This window comes from Mycobacterium sp. (assembly GCF_046095365.1).
Taxonomy (GTDB): Bacteria; Actinomycetota; Actinomycetes; order Mycobacteriales; family Mycobacteriaceae; genus Mycobacterium.
Genome location: NZ_JBJTJF010000080.1, coordinates 66,525 through 84,409 on the forward strand (window position 1 = coordinate 66,525; position 17,885 = coordinate 84,409).

At 68.1% G+C, this 17,885-nt stretch carries 18 protein-coding genes and 1 pseudogene; 10 read left to right on the forward strand and 9 right to left on the reverse strand.

Features of this window, described 5'->3' with window-relative positions; all coding sequences use genetic code 11:
* The first annotated feature begins 21 nt into the window (after positions 1-21).
* Entirely contained in the window at positions 22-1,473 is a 1,452-nt protein-coding gene (locus tag ACKOQ4_RS06830; RefSeq protein ID WP_526290123.1) for a DUF1254 domain-containing protein, read from the forward strand.
* Here the strand turns inward: ACKOQ4_RS06830 and ACKOQ4_RS06835 are convergent.
* The 5 genes from ACKOQ4_RS06835 to ACKOQ4_RS06855 all read right to left on the reverse strand — a co-directional run bounded on the left by ACKOQ4_RS06835 (position 1,470) and on the right by ACKOQ4_RS06855 (position 5,419).
* Complete coding sequence (locus ACKOQ4_RS06835; RefSeq protein WP_526290179.1) at positions 1,470-2,594, reverse strand: acyl-CoA dehydrogenase family protein; 1,125 nt, start codon at positions 2,592-2,594, stop codon at positions 1,470-1,472. The two genes, ACKOQ4_RS06830 and ACKOQ4_RS06835, sit on opposite strands and share 4 nt — an antisense overlap.
* A 24-nt stretch (positions 2,595-2,618) precedes the next feature.
* A complete protein-coding gene (locus ACKOQ4_RS06840) occupies positions 2,619-3,794 on the reverse strand; it encodes an acyl-CoA dehydrogenase family protein (protein ID WP_526290125.1) in 1,176 nt (391 codons plus the stop codon).
* A 64-nt stretch (positions 3,795-3,858) separates the two neighbouring features.
* Positions 3,859-4,266: a PIN domain-containing protein gene (locus tag ACKOQ4_RS06845; protein WP_526290127.1), complete on the reverse strand. Its 408-nt coding sequence runs from the start codon at positions 4,264-4,266 to the stop codon at positions 3,859-3,861.
* Positions 4,263-4,508 (reverse strand): AbrB/MazE/SpoVT family DNA-binding domain-containing protein, encoded by a 246-nt coding sequence (locus ACKOQ4_RS06850; protein WP_526290129.1) that lies wholly within the window; start codon positions 4,506-4,508, stop codon positions 4,263-4,265. The genes ACKOQ4_RS06845 and ACKOQ4_RS06850 overlap by 4 nt, the downstream gene beginning before the upstream one ends.
* 71 nt (positions 4,509-4,579) lie before the next feature.
* A complete protein-coding gene (locus ACKOQ4_RS06855; RefSeq protein ID WP_526290181.1) occupies positions 4,580-5,419 on the reverse strand; it encodes a PAC2 family protein in 840 nt (279 codons plus the stop codon).
* 298 nt (positions 5,420-5,717) lie between these two features.
* Between ACKOQ4_RS06855 and metH the strand changes: the two genes are divergently transcribed.
* The gene (gene metH, locus ACKOQ4_RS06860) at positions 5,718-9,461 is read left to right on the forward strand and encodes a methionine synthase (protein WP_526290131.1); all 3,744 of its coding nucleotides are present in this window, start codon (positions 5,718-5,720) and stop codon (positions 9,459-9,461) included.
* 16 nt (positions 9,462-9,477) lie between these two features.
* Here metH and ACKOQ4_RS06865 read toward each other — a convergent pair whose 3' ends face one another.
* Entirely contained in the window at positions 9,478-9,753 is a 276-nt protein-coding gene (locus ACKOQ4_RS06865) for a hypothetical protein (protein WP_526290133.1), read from the reverse strand.
* A 169-nt stretch (positions 9,754-9,922) separates the two neighbouring features.
* On the opposite strand from ACKOQ4_RS06865, the gene ACKOQ4_RS06870 reads away from it, so the two are divergent.
* The gene (locus tag ACKOQ4_RS06870; RefSeq protein ID WP_526290135.1) at positions 9,923-10,588 is read left to right on the forward strand and encodes an HAD family hydrolase; all 666 of its coding nucleotides are present in this window, start codon (positions 9,923-9,925) and stop codon (positions 10,586-10,588) included.
* A 10-nt stretch (positions 10,589-10,598) separates the two neighbouring features.
* Here ACKOQ4_RS06870 and ACKOQ4_RS06875 read toward each other — a convergent pair whose 3' ends face one another.
* Positions 10,599-12,134 (reverse strand): sugar porter family MFS transporter, encoded by a 1,536-nt coding sequence (locus ACKOQ4_RS06875; RefSeq protein ID WP_526290137.1) that lies wholly within the window; start codon positions 12,132-12,134, stop codon positions 10,599-10,601.
* A 110-nt stretch (positions 12,135-12,244) separates the two neighbouring features.
* Here ACKOQ4_RS06875 and ACKOQ4_RS06880 point away from each other — a divergent pair, with 110 nt between their 5' ends.
* From ACKOQ4_RS06880 to ACKOQ4_RS06905, 6 genes are read left to right on the forward strand one after another with little or no spacing between them, the layout of a single operon-like run.
* A complete protein-coding gene (locus ACKOQ4_RS06880) occupies positions 12,245-12,517 on the forward strand; it encodes a phosphoribosyl-ATP diphosphatase (RefSeq protein WP_526290183.1) in 273 nt (90 codons plus the stop codon).
* Between the two features lie 6 nt (positions 12,518-12,523).
* The gene (gene hisG / locus ACKOQ4_RS06885; RefSeq protein WP_526290139.1) at positions 12,524-13,375 is read left to right on the forward strand and encodes an ATP phosphoribosyltransferase; all 852 of its coding nucleotides are present in this window, start codon (positions 12,524-12,526) and stop codon (positions 13,373-13,375) included.
* Between the two features lie 47 nt (positions 13,376-13,422).
* Positions 13,423-13,905 carry a DUF4126 family protein gene (locus ACKOQ4_RS06890; RefSeq protein ID WP_526290141.1) on the forward strand — a complete coding sequence of 161 codons (483 nt, stop codon included), beginning with the start codon at positions 13,423-13,425 and terminating at the stop codon, positions 13,903-13,905.
* 55 nt (positions 13,906-13,960) lie between these two features.
* Positions 13,961-14,560, forward strand: coding sequence for a hypothetical protein (locus ACKOQ4_RS06895; protein WP_526290143.1), 600 nt, complete (start codon positions 13,961-13,963; stop codon positions 14,558-14,560).
* A gap of 21 nt (positions 14,561-14,581) precedes the next feature.
* Positions 14,582-15,433, forward strand: coding sequence for a class I SAM-dependent methyltransferase (locus ACKOQ4_RS06900; protein ID WP_526290145.1), 852 nt, complete (start codon positions 14,582-14,584; stop codon positions 15,431-15,433).
* A 52-nt stretch (positions 15,434-15,485) separates the two neighbouring features.
* A complete protein-coding gene (locus ACKOQ4_RS06905) occupies positions 15,486-16,268 on the forward strand; it encodes an aspartate racemase/maleate isomerase family protein (RefSeq protein WP_526290147.1) in 783 nt (260 codons plus the stop codon).
* 47 nt (positions 16,269-16,315) lie between these two features.
* On the opposite strand, the gene ACKOQ4_RS06910 is transcribed toward ACKOQ4_RS06905, so the two are convergent.
* Together ACKOQ4_RS06910 and ACKOQ4_RS06915 are read right to left on the reverse strand one after the other, a co-directional pair.
* Positions 16,316-16,609, reverse strand: coding sequence for a DUF503 domain-containing protein (locus ACKOQ4_RS06910; RefSeq protein WP_526290149.1), 294 nt, complete (start codon positions 16,607-16,609; stop codon positions 16,316-16,318).
* Positions 16,610-16,616: 7 nt separating this feature from the next.
* A complete protein-coding gene (locus tag ACKOQ4_RS06915; protein ID WP_526290151.1) occupies positions 16,617-17,114 on the reverse strand; it encodes an MTB12 family secreted protein in 498 nt (165 codons plus the stop codon).
* Positions 17,115-17,259: 145 nt separating this feature from the next.
* On the opposite strand from ACKOQ4_RS06915, the pseudogene ACKOQ4_RS06920 reads away from it, so the two are divergent.
* Positions 17,260-17,885, forward strand: a pseudogene (locus ACKOQ4_RS06920) (proteasome ATPase); the annotation flags it as partial.

Here is a 17,885-nt window from a genome sequence, read left to right on the forward strand (position 1 = left end):
TGAGCAGTGCTGAGGAGTCCGATGCGGAATCAGGTCGTTGTCGTCGTCGCGCTGCTGATGGCATTCCTTGTCGGGTGCGCCGCCACCAATCCGGCTCAGGCGCCCACCACGTCGGTCCCGGCCGCGCCGCCTTCGTCGGAGGGTCCGATGACTCCCGAACGCGCGCGGGAGATCGCCAAGGAGGCCTACATCTACGGCTTCCCGATGGTGGACAGCTACCGGGTGCAGAATGCCTACTTCATCAACCCCGGAAGCCCGGAGTACAAGGGCCCGTGGAACGAGGTCCACAGCGTGGCAAGGGTTTTCACCCCGGCCGACACCGCTGTCCAGACGCCGAACTCCGACACCCCGTACTCGATGCTGGGCGCGGACCTGCGCGCCGAACCACTGGTGCTGCTGGTGCCGCCGATGGAGAAGGAACGCTACTTCTCGTTGCAGTTCATCGACGGCTACACCTACAACTTCGCCTACGTCGGCAGCCGCACCACCGGCAACGACGGCGGTGCCTACCTGCTGGCGGGGCCGGAGTGGAGAGGGGAGAAGCCCGAGGGCATCAGGGACGTCATCAGGGCTGACACCGACTTCGTGCTGGTGGCCTACCGCACCCAACTCCTGGGCGCCGACGACCTGGAGAACGTCAAGAAGATCCAGGCCGGCTACAAGGCCGAGCCGCTGTCGACCTTCCTGAAGTCGAAGGTCCCTGAGGCCGCCCCGGCGATCGAGTGGCCCGCGCCGCTGTCCGCCGACGACGAGAAGACCTCGCTGCGGTTCTTCGACCTGCTGGACTTCCAGTTCAGGTACGCGCCCGTCCTGCCATCGGAAAAAGACGTCCGGGACCGGTTCGCCTCCCTCGGGCTGACCGGCGAGGGCACGTTCGGCTCCGAGAAGCTCAGCCCGGAGATGGCCGAGGCGTTCAAGGCCGGGATGGCCGATGCCTGGACGGAATTCAACGAGCTGAAGAAGGACAAGATCGACACCGGCGAGGTGAAGATGGGAGCGATGTTCGGCACCAAGGAGCAGTTGAACGCCAACTACCTCTACCGGATGGCCGGCGCCGTGGTCGGTATCTACGCCAACTCCGCCGAAGAGGCGATGTACCCGGTGCTGTCCACCGACTCCGACGGGGCGCCGCTCACCGGCGCCGACAGGTACACACTCACCTTCGCACCCGGGCAGCTGCCACCGGTCAACGCGTTCTGGTCGGTGACCATGTACCAGCTGCCGGAGAGTTCGCTGGTGGACAACCCGATCAACCGGTACCTGATCAACTCGCCGATGCTGCCCGACCTGGTGCGCAACCCCGACGGCGGGCTGACGATCTACATCCAGAACAGCCCGCCGGAGTCCGACAAGCAGCCGAACTGGCTACCCGCGCCCCCCGGCCCGTTCACCGTCTTCATGCGGCTGTACTGGCCCAAGGGCGAGGCGCTGGACGGCACCTGGCAGCCGCCCAAGCTGGTCAAGGTCCCTTAGAGGACGGCCGTTCCGTAACTGCCCACCTGGCTGACCAGATGGCGCAGCTGGTCGTCGGCTGAGCCGAAGGTCTGCCCGATCGCGGTCAGCCGCGCGGCGTAGTGCGCGATCGGGTACTCGGCGGTGACCCCGATGCCGCCGTGCATCTGGATGGACTCCTCGGCGATGTGCTTGCCGGATCGGCAGATCTGCAGCTTCGCCCGTGCGGCCACCAGCGGATCGAGCCGGCCGTCGGCAACCGACACCGCCAGGTAGTAGCTCATGCTGCGGGCCAGTTCCAGTGATACGTACATATCGGCTGCGCGCTGGGTGAGCGTCTGAAACGTCTTGAGCGGAACCCCGAACTGCTTTCGGGTCTTGAGGTAATCAGTTGTCAGCCTTAATGATTCGTCCATGGCGCCGACAGCCTCCGCGCACAGAGCGGACTGGAAGCGAATGACGGCGGCTTCGATGGCCGGGCCGGCGTCGCCCCCCGAGCCGAGCGGCTCGGCCGGCGTGTCGTCGAGGGCGATCTCCGCGCCGCGCTGCCCGTCGAAGGTTCGGAAGCCGTGCCGGGTCACGCCCGGCGCGCCGGCGTCCACCAGGAACAGCCCGCTGCCGCCACCGGGAAGAGCCGCGGTGACGATCAGGGTGCCGGCGGCCTCGCCGGCCAGCACCGGGTTCTTGCGCCCGGAGAGGGTCCAGGACCCGCCCTGTTCGGCCGCCCGGGTGGTCAGCGTGGCAGCGCCACGCCGGCCCGGCTCGGTGTGGGCGAAGGCGAGCAGGCGCTGCCCGGCGGCCACCTCGTCGAGCAGTCCGCGCTGCTCGTCCGAGCCGTACTCGGCGATCACCGCACCCGGTATCAGTGCCGCCGCCGCGACCGGCTCGGGGGCCAGTCTCCGGCCGACCTCGGTCATCACCACCATCACCTCGATGGGTCCGGAGGCGTCGGGATCCCCGGGCGGGTCCTGGCCGAGTCCGAGGATGCCGATCTCGGCGAGCTGTCCCCAGACGTCGCTGCTCCAGCCCGGGCCCGCATCGAGCGGGGTGTCCACGACCTTGTTGCGGGTCTCGGGGTTGTCGTAGCCGCGGGAGAGCACATCCCGGGTGGTGTCGGCCAGCATCTGCTGCTCTTCGGTCATGTCGAAGTTCACCGGTGTGCCCTCCTACAGCCCGAGGATCGTCGAGGCGATGATGGTTCGCTGAACCTCGTTGCTGCCGCCGTAGATCGAGGTCTTGCGGAAGTTCAGGTAACGCGGCGCGGCATGCTGCGCCCACTCGGGGGAGTCGATCGTGTCACCGGCTTCGAACGGCAACGAATCCGGGCCGGCCACCTCCACCAGAAGGTCGGTCACTGCCTGCTGCAGCTGGGTTCCGCGCAGTTTCAGGATCGACGACGCCGGGTTGGGCTTCCCTCCCAGCTCGTCGCCGGCCACTCGCAGCTGGGTGAGCTCGAGCGCCAGCAGTTCGTTCTCCACCTCGGCCACCCGCGCGGCGAACAGCGGATCCTCCATCAGCGTCCCGTCCCCGACCGGAGTCTTGGCGGCGCGCTCCTTGACCTCGGTCAGCCACACCTTGGTCGTGCCCACCCGGGCGATTCCGGTGCGCTCGTTGGACAGCAGGAATTTCGCGTAGCTCCAGCCGGCGTTCTCCTCGCCCACCAGCTGGTCCGCCGGCACCCGCACATCTTCGAACCACACCTCGTTGACCTCGAAGCTGCCATCGATCAGTTTGATCGGCCGTACGGTGATGCCCGGGGTCGACATCTCGGCCAGCAGGAATGAGATGCCGGCCTGCTTCTTCGGCGCGTCCGGGTCGCTGCGGGCCAGCAGGAAGATCCAGTCGGCGTACTGGCCCAGCGTCGTCCAGGTCTTCTGTCCGTTGATGACGTAGTGGTCGCCATCGCGGATCGCTGTGGTGCGCAGCGACGCCAGGTCCGAGCCGGCCTCCGGCTCGGAGAAGCCCTGGCACCACCAGATGTCGAGGTTCGCGGTGGCCGGCAGGAAGCGCTCCTTGAGTTCCTGGGAACCGAACTGTGCGATCACCGGCCCGACCATGCTCGCGTTGAAAGCCAGCGGCTCCGGCACGCAGGCCATCCGAAGCTCCTCCGACCAGATCTGGTGCTGCAACGGCGTCCAGTCCTTGCCGCCCCACTCCACCGGCCAGTTCGGCACCGCCAGTCCGGCCTCGTTGAGGATGCGCATCGAGGTGACCATGTCGTCGGGGTAGTTGAGGTTCTCGTTGCGGACCCGTTCGCGGATCTCGGCGGGGATCGCGGTGGTGAAGAACCGCCGGAGCTCATCTCGGAAAGCGGAGTCGGCTTCGCTCAGTGCGAGTTTCATGCCTGCACGTTAGCGCAGCGGGCTCGCCGGTCGCGCCGTCTGCTCCAGCCCGGCCACGCGAAAGCTAGGCGGCGATCAGCCGGTAGGTGATCCCCAGTGCCCGGTATGTCCGTTCGGCTCTGAGGTCGAGGGAAAGCAATTCGTGGCCCCAGCTTTGGGCCGTGAGCCCGACGAGTGCGTCATAGGTCCCCCCTCCCGCCACCCCGGCGGCCGCAGCGGCGGCCGCGAGGGACTCGTAGAGTTCGGCGCCCGGCGCGATAACCCTTCCGCCCCACTGGCGGAGGAGATACTCGGCGACTGTGGCTGCGTCCATCCGGAACGGCTCGGGCATGCGGGTAAGAACCGCGTAGGTCTCGGTCACAACGTGAGCCGGAACGACCGCCCCGGCTGTGACGGCACTGCGCGCGGCCGCGTGTGCCTCATGCCAGGGCGCGAAGGCCGCGATGACGACGCTCGTGTCGAGCGCCGTCAACGCCGGGTGGCTTCCAGCGCATCCCGGACCTGTTCGGCGGTGAGCACCGGAAGGTCTGCGTCGGCCGCCGCCACCAGAGCGCCGTCGTGATCGACGAGTAGCACGGGCGTGACGGCCGGTGAGATTTCGAGCAGTCCGTCCACCTCGCGCAACATGATCCGGCTGCCGGGGCGCAGTCCGAGGCGCTCCCGGACGTCCTTCGGCACCACGACGCGCCCGCCCGCATCAATGGTTGCAAACATGGTTTAACGATACCATTTCACCGTTACCGCAGATGGCGAGGGTTTCATCGTCTGCGGATCTGCTTTCGGCCTCAGCGCCCGCGGCGGCGCAGATAGCGCTCGAACTCCGCGGCCAGGGCGTCCCCGTCCACCTTCGACATCGCCTCGTTGACGTCGATCTCGGCGTCCCCGCGGGCCTCCAGTCCGGCCACGTAGTCGGCGATCTCCTCGTCCTCGGCGGTCATCTCGGTGACTGCCTGTTCCCACTCCTCGGCCTGCGCGGGCAGGTCTGCCAGCGGCACCTCGATGTCGAGCACATCCTCGACGCGGCGCAGCAGGGCCACGGTGGCCTTCGGGTTGGGCGGCTGGGAGACGTAGTGCGGCACCGCCGCCCAGAACGTCACCGCCGGAATTCCGGCGGCCACGCAGGCATCCTGGAACACCCCCGCGATGCCGGTGGGCCCCTCGTAGCGGGACTCCTGCAGGCCGAAGAACTTCGCCGAGTCGGGGGAGTACGCCGCCCCGGACACCGGCACCGGGCGGGTGTGCGGTGTGTCGGCCAGCAGCGCGCCCAGGATGACCACGGTGTCGACGTTGAGCTTGTCGGCGATGCCCAGCAGTTCGGCGCAGAAACTGCGCCACCGCATGTTCGGCTCGACCCCGTGCATGAGCACGATGTCGCGGTCGGAGCCCGGCGGGCGGCAGTGCGAGATCTGCATCGAGGGCCAGACCAGTTCCCGGGTGACCCCGTCGACCTGACGGATCACGGGCCGGTTGACCTGGTAGTCGTAGTAGGACTCGTCGTCGATCTCGATGATCGGCTGGGCTTCCCAGATGGCGTCGAGATGTTCGAGGGCGTCGCTGGCGGCGTCACCGGCGTCGTTACAGCCCTCGAAAGCGGCCACGACGATGGTGTGCTGGAGTTCGGGCAGGTTGGGACCCTGGTGGCCGCTGCCACCGGCGGCGGCGCCGCCGGCCCGGTTCCTCGGGGTCACCTTTTCAGCCTAAGCCCTGCTCGGCCGCGACGAGCCGGATAGGACCCGGCACGCCGCGCCGGGCTAGACTTTTCTGGCCGAGAGGCGTTGCAACGGCTACGCGGGGTGCCAGGACCCCGGTATCCGCCACGCTCGGCAGAGTTAAGGACGCCTTCCCGCTGAGGAAGGACCTGAGTGCCCGGATGTGTCCAATGAGTGCCCGACTTCCGAAGAGCTCCGAAACTCGGGGCTCCCGATGAGCGCCTTCGAGCCGGATATCCGCCCGGACTGCACTGACGAGCTGACGGCGACGCTTCGCCGGCGGATCATGGTGATCGACGGCGCGATGGGCACCGCGATCCAGCGGGACCGCCCGGACGAGGCCGGCTACCGCGGGGCGAGGTTCGCCGACTGGCCGAGCGATCTGGTGGGCAACAACGACCTGCTCACCCTCACCCAGCCGCAGATCATCGAGGGCATTCACCGCGAGTACCTCGAGGCGGGCGCCGACATCCTGGAGACCAACACCTTCAACGCCAACGCGATCTCGCTGTCCGACTACGGAATGGCCGAGCTGAGCTACGAACTGAACTACGCCGGCGCAGCCCTGGCCCGTCAGGCCTGCGACGAGTTCAGCACCCCGGACAAGCCGCGGTATGTCGCCGGCGCGCTGGGCCCGACCACCCGTACCGCCTCGATCTCGCCGGATGTCAACGACCCCGGCGCGCGCAACGTCTCCTATGACGAACTCGTCGACGCCTACCTCGAGGCCGCCGGCGGCCTCGTCGACGGCGGCGCCGACATCCTCATCGTCGAGACGATCTTCGACACGCTCAACGCCAAGGCGGCGGTGTTCGCCATCGAGACCCTGTTCGAGGAGCGCGGCCGTCGCTGGCCGGTGATCATCTCCGGCACCATCACCGATGCCTCCGGGCGGACGCTGTCCGGTCAGGTCACCGAGGCGTTCTGGAACTCGATCCGGCATGCCAGACCGATCGCCGTGGGTCTCAACTGTGCGCTGGGCGCACCGGAGATGCGGCCATACATCGCCGAAATGTCGCGAATCGCGGACACGTTCGTGTCCTGTTATCCGAATGCCGGACTGCCCAACGCTTTCGGCGAGTACGACGAGACGCCGGATCGTCAGGCCGGCTACATCGCCGACTTCGCCGACGCCGGGCTGGTCAACCTGGTCGGAGGCTGCTGCGGGACGGCGCCGCCGCACATCGCCGCGATCGCGCAGGTTGTCGAGGGCAAGCCGCCGCGCGTGGTTCCCGAGATCCCGGTCGCGACCCGGCTCGCCGGCCTGGAGCCGCTCAACATCACCGACGACTCGCTGTTCGTCAACATCGGTGAGCGCACCAACATCACCGGTTCCGCCCGCTTCCGCAACCTGATCAAGGCCGGCGACTACGACACCGCGTTGTCGGTCGCCCTGCAGCAGGTCGAGAACGGCGCACAGGTCATCGACATCAACATGGACGAGGGCATGATCGACGGCGTCGCCGCGATGGACCGGTTCACCAAGCTGACCGCGGCCGAGCCTGACATCAGCCGCGTCCCGGTGATGATCGACTCCTCCAAGTGGGAGGTCATGGAGACCGGCCTGAAGAACGTGCAGGGCAAGCCGATCGTCAACTCGATCTCGCTGAAGGAGGGAGAGGAGAAGTTCGTCCGGGAGGCGCGGCTGTGCCGCAAGTTCGGCGCCGCCGTCGTCGTGATGGCCTTCGACGAGCAGGGTCAGGCCGACAACCTCGAGCGCCGCAAGGAGATCTTCACCCGCGCCTACCGGATCCTCACCGCAGAGGTCGGCTTCCCGGCCGAGGACATCATCTTCGACCCGAACTGCTTCGCGCTGGCCACCGGGATCGAGGAACACGCGACCTACGGGATCGACTTCATCGACGCCTGCGCCTGGATCAAGCAGAACCTTCCCGCGGCGCACATCTCCGGCGGCATCTCCAACGTGTCGTTCTCGTTCCGGGGCAACAACCCCGTCCGCGAGGCCATCCACGCGGTGTTCCTGTTCCACTCCATCAAGGCCGGCCTGGACATGGGCATCGTCAACGCCGGCGCGCTGGTGCCCTACGACTCCATCGACCCGGAGTTGCGCGAGCGCATCGAAGACGTCGTCCTCAACAGGCGTGAGGACGCCACCGAACGCCTGCTGGAGATCGCCGAGCGGTTCAACAGCACCGACCAGGCCGAGGAGCGCGGGGCCGCCGAATGGCGCAGCCTACCGGTCCGCGAGCGGATCACCCACGCTCTGGTCAAGGGTATCGACGCCCACGTCGACGACGACACCGAGGAACTGCGGGCCGAGATCGCCGCGGCCGGGGGCCGTCCGATCGAGGTGATCGAGGGCCCGCTGATGGACGGCATGAACGTCGTCGGCGACCTGTTCGGGGCAGGCAAGATGTTCCTGCCGCAGGTGGTGAAGTCCGCCCGGGTGATGAAGAAGGCGGTCGGGTATCTGCTGCCGTATATCGAAGCCGAGAAGGCGGAACTGGGTGCCGGGTTGGCGGAGTCCAGTAACGGCACCATCATCATGGCCACCGTCAAGGGCGACGTCCACGACATCGGCAAGAACATCGTCGGCGTCGTGCTGCAGTGCAACAACTACACCGTGGTCGACCTCGGCGTGATGGTGCCCGCGCAGAAGATCCTCGACGCGGCCAAGGAACACGGCGCCGACATCATCGGGCTGTCCGGCCTGATCACCCCGTCGCTGGACGAGATGGTCAACTTCGCCGCCGAGATGGAACGCCAGGGGATGGACATCCCGCTGCTGATCGGCGGTGCGACCACCTCGCGGGCACACACGGCCGTGAAGATCTCGCCGCGCCGGAGTGGTCCGGTGATCTGGGTCAAGGATGCGTCCCGGTCGGTGCCGGTCGCGGCCGCACTGCTGGACGACAGGCAGCGGCCGGCTCTGCTGGAGACCACCGAGAAGGACTACGCATCCCTGCGCGAACGGCACGCGCAGCGCAACGAACGGCCCATGCTGACACTGGGCAAGGCCCGCGCCAACCGGACTCCGATCGACTGGGACGGCTACACACCGCCGGTGCCCGCGATGGGCACGGGCGTCCGTGAATTCGAGGACTACGACCTTGCCGAGTTGCGCGAGTACATCGACTGGCAGCCGTTCTTCAACGCCTGGGAGATGAAGGGCCGTTTCCCCGACATCCTCAACAACCCGGCATCGGGCGAGGCTGCCCGCAAACTCTACGACGATGCGATTGAGATGCTCGACACCCTGATCAAGGAGAAGTGGCTTCGGGCCAACGGGGTGATCGGATTCTTCCCGGCCAACTCGGTCGGCCCTGGTGGTGAGGACATCGAGGTCTACACCGACGAGACCCGCACCGAGGTGCTGGCAACGCTGCACAACCTGCGCCAGCAGGGCGAGCACCGCGAGGGCATTCCCAACCGGAGCCTCGGCGATTTCGTCGCGCCCAGGGACACCGGTCTGGCGGACTACGTCGGCGCCTTCGCCGTCACCGCCGGACTGGGCGGCCAGGACAAGATCAAGGAGTTCAAGGAATCCCACGACGACTACAGCGCGATCCTGCTGGAGTCGCTCGCCGACCGGTTGGCGGAGGCGTTCGCCGAACGGATGCACCAACGGGTCCGCGAGGAGTTCTGGGGATACGACCCCGACGAGCGACTGGACAACGAGGCGCTGATCGGGGAGAAGTACGTCGGAATCCGGCCCGCCCCGGGTTACCCGGCCTGCCCGGAGCACACCGAGAAGGTGACGCTCTTCGAGTTGATGGACGTCACCGAGCGGACCGGTATCGAGCTGACCGAGTCGATGGCGATGTGGCCCGGTGCCGCTGTCAGCGGCTGGTACTTCTCACATCCACAGTCGCAGTACTTCGTGGTGGGCCGGCTGGCCCAGGACCAGGTCGCCGATTACGCCAAGCGCAAGGGCTGGACGCTGGCCGAAGCCGAGCGCTGGCTGAACCCCAATCTCGGCTACAACCCGGAGGACTGACGCGGCGGAGCGGCGCCTACTGACAGACGCCGTTGACCTTGGACTGACCGGGTCCGCAGGACGTCGAGTCCATCGGGCCGCGCTCGGAGATGCTGGGCACCGGCTGCGGATTGGCGGGTATTAACTTCTCGGTGGACGACAGCGCCGGCCCGGTGGAGGTGGCCGGCGCCGTGGTGGAGGTCTTCGGGGCTTCCTTGGTGCTGTTGCTGCAGCCCGCGGTCAGGGTTGCCATCCCGACGATCGCGGCGCCACCGGCGAGAACGGCGATCAGGCGGTTCAAGTCAGACTTCATGGTGGGTCCTGTCCAAATTCGTTCGATCCAGTGAGTCGTTCGATTCACTGTGCTCTTTCCTTCGACGTGCTCTTTCCTTCGACGTGCTCTGTCCTTCGACGTGCTCTTCCGTCCACTGTCTCACGGCGCTGGTCCACTCGCGCAACCCGGCGATGCGACAATCGGTGGCATGAAGGCGGTGCTGTTCGACATGGACGGCACGCTGGTGGATTCCGAGAAGCTGTGGGACATCGCGATGCGGGAGCTCTACGCCCGCCACGGCGCAGTGCTGACCCAGCAGGTGCGCAACGCCACGGTGGGCGGCTCGTCGGAGACCGTCATCGGGATCGTCTACGCCGACTTGGGGCTGGCTCCCGATCCTCAGGAGATGGCGGCCACCGCCGACTGGCTGCACGAGATCACCGGAGAGTTGTTCGACGCCGGCTTGCCCTGGTGCGACGGAGCCCGGGACCTGCTTGACGAGCTTGCCGCGGCCGGCCTGCCGATGGCGCTGGTCACCAACACCCGGCGGTCCCTGACCGAACGGGCGCTGGAGAGCATCGGCCGGCACTACTTCACAGCCAGTGTCTGCGGCGACGAGGTTCCCCGAGGCAAGCCTGCACCGGATCCCTACCGCCGGGCGGCGGCGCTACTGGGCTTCGACCCGGGGCACTGTCTGGCCATCGAGGACTCGGTGACCGGCGCCGCCTCGGCCGAAGGTGCAGGCTGCCCGGTTCTGGTGGTACCCAACGAGGTCGAAGTGCCCACCGGGCCCCGGCGTCGGCACGAGCCGACCCTGGCCGGCCTCGGGGCCGACCGGCTGCGCCGGATCCACGCCGAACTGGCCGCCCGGTGAGACGGCTCGGCTAGACCCGGACGCCCTCCAACTGCTCCATGTCCTCGAGCTGGACGCCCTTGGTCTCCTTGACGTAGCGGGACACGTAGAAGAACGACACCAGCGCGCCCAGGGTGAACAGCCCGTAGGCCAGACCCAGGGAGATGCCGACGAGCCCGGGGAACGTCTCGGAGACGATGAAGTTGGCGATCCAGTTCGCCGCCACCGCCACCGACATCGCCGCGGCCCGGATCTTGTTGGGGAACATCTCGCCGAGCAGCACCCAGACGATGGGTCCCCAGGTGGCCGCGAAGAATGCCACGTATGCGTTGAGCATCACCACCGCGATCATGCCGCCGGAACTCGACAGGATCGGTGTGTTGAGGTCGGCGACCGTGGCGCAGCCCTCCTGGCCCAGCCTCGCCTCGGTGCAGGCCGGCGCCGACTGGAAGACGAAAGCCAGCACACCCAGGGTGACGGCCATCCCGATCGAGCCGATCAGCAGCAGCGGCTTGCGGCCCAGCTTGTCGATCAGGCCGATGGCGACGAAGGTGAAGATGACGTTGACCGCGCTGATGATCGTGGAGGTCAGGAACGCCTTGTTCTCGCCGAATCCGACGGCGCTCCAGATCAGGTTCGAGTAGTAGAAGACGGCATTGATTCCGACGAACTGCTGCAGCACCGCCAGGATGATGCCGACCCAGACGATGGGCAGCAGGCCCGCTTTGGGGCCTTTGATGTCCGACAGGTTCATCTTGTGCTCGCCCGCCAGCGAGACCTTGATGGCGTCGACCTTGTCCTTGACGCTGCCCACGTAGATCTGGTCGAGGACCTTCGCGGCACCGGCCTCGTCGCCCTTGGCGACCAGGAAGCGCGGAGACTCCGGCAGGCCCAACGAGAGCACCCAGTAGATGATCGCCGGGATGACCATGCACAGGAACATCCACTGCCAGGCGCCGAGTCCCAGGGCGAGGGTGTTGTTGGCCTCGACCGGCGGCACCGTCGGGTTCTTCATCGGCTTCTCCACCACGTCGGGGGTGAAGTGGATGATGATCTGGTTGACCAGTTGGGTGGCGAAGATCCCGACCACGATGGCCAACTGGAACAGCGAGGTCAGCCGTCCGCGCAGATGCGCCGGGGCGGCCTCGGAGATGTACATCGGCGACACCACCGCCGCCAGTCCGATGGCGAAACCGCCCACGATCCGCCAGAACATGAAGTCTCCCGTGCCGAACGGGAAGGCCTGTCCGATGCCGGCGATCAGGAACAGGATGGCCGAGGTGATCATCACCTTCCGCCGGCCGAACTTGTCGGTCAGGCGGCCGCCGATGAAGGCGCCGACGGCAGAGCCCAGCAGCGCGACGGCCACCACGAAGCCCTGCATGAATTTGTCGGTGAGCTGGAAGTTGTAGAACACGGCCTTGTTGGCGCCGTTGATCACCGAACTGTCGTATCCGAAGAGAAATCCGCCCAGGGCGGCGATAGTGGCGATCGCGACGACCCGTCCGGTGTGGACGGGCTCGCGCGGTGCTTCCTCCACCCCTCCGGTGCTGGTTGGCCCCTGCATGGTTGCCTCCTTCGCTGTGGGTGCGACCCTAACTCAGCAGTTCCGGCGAATCCGGCGAAACGGCCGCGCCGCGGAAACCGCCGTGACGGCCGACCCGGCCGCGTGGAACAATCCGGCCCGTGAAAACCTTCGAGGAACTGTTCGCCGAACTGGGCGAGCGGGCCCGCACCCGACCGGCCGGCAGTGCGACAGCGGCCGCACTCGACGCCGGTGTTCACGGGCTGGGAAAGAAGATCCTCGAGGAGGCCGGCGAAGTCTGGCTGGCCGCCGAGCACGAGCCCGACGACGCCCTCGCCGAGGAGATCAGCCAGCTGCTGTACTGGACGCAGGTGCTGATGATCGCCCGCGGAATCGGTCTCGACGACGTCTACCGGAAGCTGTGAAGGCCGATGCTGCGAATCGCTGTCCCCAACAAAGGGGCGCTCTCGGAGTCGGCGGCCGAGATCCTGTCCGAGGCCGGCTACCGCCGCCGCACCGATCCCAAGGACCTGACCGTCATCGACCCCGCCAACGGCGTCGAGTTCTTCTTCCTGCGACCCAAGGACATCGCGATCTACGTCGGATCGGGGGAGCTGGACCTCGGCATCACCGGCCGGGACCTGGCCGCCGAGTCCGGGGCTCCGGTGCGCGAGCGGCTGGCGCTGGGCTTCGGGTCGTCGAGTTTCCGTTACGCCGCGCCGGCCGGGCGGCCCTGGACGCACGCCGATCTGGCCGGCCGGCGCATTGCGACCGCCTACCCGAATCTGGTGCGAAAAGATCTGGCCGCCAGGGGGATCGAGGCGACCGTCATACGCCTGGACGGCGCGGTGGAGATCTCGGTGCAACTCGGGGTCGCCGACGCCATTGCCGACGTCGTCGGTTCCGGGCGCACGCTGGCCACTCACGACCTGGTGGCCTTCGGAGAGCCGTTGTGCGACTCCGAGGCGGTGCTGATCGAACGCGACGGCGACCCGGAGACCAACCGAGGCGCCCGCGACCAGTTGGCCGCCCGGGTGCAGGGGGTGGTGTTCGGCCAGCAGTATCTGATGCTGGACTACGACTGCCCGCGCGCGGTCCTGCAGCGCGCCACCGAGATCACCCCCGGCCTGGAGTCCCCGACGATCGCGCCGCTGGCCGATCCGGACTGGGTGGCGGTGCGCGCACTGGTGCCGCGCAGGGACGTCAACGCAATCATGGACGAACTCGCCGGCATCGGCGCCAAGGCGATCCTGGCCTCCGACGTGAGGTTCTGCCGGTTCTGAGGGCCCCGTGCTAGCGTCCCGGTGACCGCACGAGGACGGAGGACGCCGTGACGCACGCGCTCGTACTGCTGCTGGCACTGCTGATCGGTGTCGTCGCCGGTCTTCGTGCCTTCACCGCGCCCGCCGTGGTGGCCTGGGCGGCGCTGCTGCACTGGATCAACCTCGACGGGACCTGGGCTTCCTGGATGGCGCACCCGGTCACGGTCGGAATCCTCACCGTCATCGCCGTCGCCGAGCTGGTCAGTGACAAGATGCCCGCCCTGCCCAGCCGCAAGACCGCGCCGCAGTTCCTGGTGCGGCTGGCGGCCGGCGCGTTCTCCGGTGCGGTGCTCGGCACCGCCTGGGGGTATCGCTGGGGCAGCCTGGGAGCCGGCCTGATCGGCGCGGTGATCGGAACTATCGGCGGCTACGAGGCCCGCACCCGGCTGGTGGCCGCCAACGGCGGCCGGGACCGTCCGGTGGCCGTCGCCGAGGACATGGTGGCGGCGGTGGGCGGCATCGCCGTCGCCTTCCTCACCAGCGTGGTCTAGCGTCGAATTGCCGATTCGCACGCACGTCCCGTCGTCGCCTGCCGATAATCGTCCGATGATCGCCGATGTGAAAGCGGCCCTCGCGCGAGCCGGGACCGTCCTGGGATGCGTCGCGGTCGGGCTGGCCGTGGCGGTGCCCGGCCCGGCCCGGGCCGACGACGCGGCCTCGCTGCCGGTCTTCGTGCCCTACCCGTCGGGATGGCAGCCGAACTACACGGTGTTCCCCTACAACCTCTGGCAGAGCCGCGTGACCCCGGAGATGGTCGCCGCCGAACGCGACGCCTGCCAGTGGTTCAACGCCCAGTACGACACCCTGAGCCGGCAGGCCTTCGGGTTCCAGGGCGCCCTGCACGACAACTTCGACGTGTGGTCGGCGGTGGGCGGCGCCGGCGACGTGCTTCGGGCCAACCTCGACCGGTCCGCGGCCTTCCTGGAACCGCGGGTGCACACCCTCTACATCACCAACTACCCGGACCAGAGCGAGTACTCCCCGCTGTACAACGGCGACTCCTTCTATCACCTGTGGTTCCAGCTCACCCAGATCAGCGACAAGATCGCCCGCCGGCTGCCGTCCGGGGTGATCAACGCCAACAACGCCACGATGAATGTGTACGGCACCGTGATCCGCGAGTCGGGAGTGTGCAACGGGGCCTAGCCTCTGGCAGGCTCAACGGCTGTGACCGACCAGCCTGCCCGTCCGACCGGGCCGTTCGCCGTCGGTGACCGGGTACAGCTGACCGACGCCAAGGGCCGGCATTACACGATGATCCTGGCCCCGGGCGGGGAGTTCCACACCCATCGCGGGATCGTCGCCCACGACGAGGTCATCGGCGCGCCGGAGGGCAGTGTGGTCAAGGCCACCAACGGGGACGCCTTCCTGGTGCTGCGTCCGCTTCTGATCGACTACGTCATGTCGATGCCGCGGGGCGCCCAGGTGATCTACCCCAAGGACGCCGCCCAGATCATCCACGAGGGCGATGTCTTCCCCGGAGCCCGGGTGCTGGAGGCCGGCGCCGGATCCGGTGCGCTGACCTGCTCGCTGCTGCGCGCGGTGGGCCCGGCCGGCCGGGTGATCTCCTACGAGCTGCGCGAGGACCACGCCGAGCATGCCCGGCGCAATGTGGAGACCTTCTTCGGCCGGCTGCCCGAGAGCTGGCAACTGGTGATCGGCGACGTCGCCGCGGCCGACCTCCCCGACTCCTCGGTGGACCGGGTGGTGCTCGACATGCTGGCGCCCTGGGACGTGCTGGACGCGGTGGCGCGGATGCTGGTACCCGGCGGCGTGTTGGTCATCTACGTCGCCACCGTCACCCAGCTGTCGAAGACCGTGGAAGCGCTGCGCGAGCAGCAGTGCTGGACCGAGCCCAGGTCCTGGGAGACGCTGCAGCGCGGCTGGAACGTCGTCGGCCTGGCGGTGCGGCCCCAGCACAACATGCGCGGGCACACCGCCTTCCTGATCTCGGCACGCCGGCTGGCCCCCGGCACGGTCACGCCGGTGCCGTTGCGCAAGAAGGGCCGGGGCGGCTGAGCGCGGCAGGTTCGGCGCCGAGCCGGCGGGGCAGTATTACGGTGGCGAGCCCATGAGGCTGTTGCCGGATCCCGCCACCGCCTACCGGGTCGGCGTGGTGGTGCCGCCGTCCAACCCGGTCGTGGAGCCGGAGCTTGGCGTGCTGCTCGGCGACGGCATCCTGCTGTACGGCGCCCGGCTGCCCCGGTTCACCGGGCTCACCCTGCAGGAGCGCAACCAGCGCTACCTCCCCTGCTACGCCGAGTCGCTCGACACCCTGCACGGTCTCGATGTCACCTGCGCGCTTGTCGCGATGACCGGACCCAACTACCAGTTGGGTGTCGACGGCGACAGCGACCTGTGCTCCGACCTGAGCAGGGGTTTCGGTGCACCGGTGCGTACGGCGAGCCTGGCGATCCACGACGCGCTGCGGTCCATCGGCGTCTCTCGGATCACGCTCTTGTCGCCCTACCCGGACTGGCTCACCGACCAGACCGAACGCTACTGGGCCGGCTGCGGGATCAACGTCATCGGTGTCGAGCACATGCTGGGGGAGGGCGACCAGTTCCACGCCTACGAGACCCATGCCGCGGAGGTGGTCACCCGGCTGCGCGGGATCGACCCCGAACCCGGTTCGGCCGTGCTGCTCACCGGCACCGGGCTGGTCAGTGTCTCCAGCATCTACCAGGTCGGCCACGGGTGCCGGGTCCCGATCCTGTCGTCGAACCTGTGCGGGGCGTGGTGGATCCTCCATCAGTGTGGACCCAGCCCCGGTTCGGAGGTCTACGAGGAGATCGCGCCGGATCATGTGCCGGGTCCGGAAGAGCCCTGCGCAGCGTGGTGCGCGGTGCACTGAGCGTCCCGCTCGAGAACGCACTGAGCGTCCCGTGCTCGCACGACCCGCTAGTCGTCGCTTCGGCGCAGATCCATTCGGGCCGAGAGCAATTCGATCTCCGGCCGCGCGGCAACCAGACGTTCGGCGGCGTCGAGGACCTCAACCACATGAGCACGGTCGGCGGCTACCATCGCGACCCCGATCCCGGCGCGGCGAAGCAGATCCAGCGAGCCGGTCTCGGCCGCCGACACCGAAAACCGCCGCTGCAACTCGGACACGATCGGCCGCACCACCGAACGCTTCTGCTTCAGCGAGTGGATGTCACCGAGCAGGATGTCGAACTCGAGCCAGCCGATCCACAAGCCCGGATCAGCCGCCGAAGATGGCCAGCACCGTCGAGGCCGAGGAGCGGGACAGCTTCCAGCCGCCCTGGTCGACGAAGGTGATGGCCTGGGTGGTCGCAGGCATGGCCGGCCCGGTCGCGGTCACGGTTGCGCTGGCGATGCCGGGGCCTGCCGGGGTGATGGCGTCCACGGTGAAGTTCAGCGGGAGCTGGCCCTTGGCCGCCGCGCTCATCATCAGTGCGTCGGCGGTCTTGGCCTCCAGCCGGCCGAGGCCGCCCTCGACCAGATAGCCCTTGCTGGCGAACGGCACGCTGGGGTCGGCCAGGCCGTAGAGGACACCGTTGAGTTGCTCGGCGGTCGGCAGGTCGACGCCCGGGTCCAGCGGCAGCGGCGCGCCGAACACCGCGCGGGTGACCGCGGGGGAAGCGATCGGCGTGATCGTTACCACCGTCGCCACCGCGGTGGCCGCCCCGCCGACGATCGCGGCGGCTGCCATGCAGGTGGCGAGGAGTTTTGCGGTCACGGCTGTCCTTTCGATCGGGCCGATTCCCCTGCAGGCTATCAATGACGTCAGAGTGTCGACATTCACCGATCGCCCAAGATGGTTGAATCGCCGGTAGCGTTGGGGAGTCCGCCGCGCCAGATTCGGTGCGGGGAAGGAGCTGTTCATGACCGACTCGCACCGCTCTGAATCCTTCGGTGCCCACGATGACGAGGACGCCGCTGAGCTCGAGCAGCTGCGCCGCGAGGCCTCGGTCCTGCGGGAGCAGCTGAAGAACGTCGGCGGCGGTAGCCAGCGCTATCGCGAGGTGCAGCAGTTGGAGGCCCGGATCGACTCGCTGGCGGCCCGCAACGCCAAGCTCATGGACACCCTCAAGGAGGCCCGTCAGCAACTGCTCGCGCTGCGCGAGGAGGTCGACCGGCTGGGCCAGCCGCCCAGTGGCTACGGAGTGATGCTGGGCGCCCACGACGACGACACCGTCGACGTGTTCACCTCCGGCCGCAAGATGCGGCTCACCTGCTCGCCGAACATCGAGGTCGCCTTGCTCAAGAAGGGCCAGACCGTGCGGCTCAACGAGGCCCTCACCGTCGTGGAGGCCGGGACGTTCGAAGCGGTCGGCGAGATCAGCACCCTGCGGGAGGTGCTCGCCGACGGGCACCGTGCCCTGGTGGTCGGTCACGCCGACGAGGAGCGGATCGTCTGGCTGGCCGAGCCCCTGGTGGCCGCCGAGGACATGGACCCCGAGGTCGCGGCCTCCCTGGCCGAAGACGACCGGCCGCGCAAGCTGCGTCC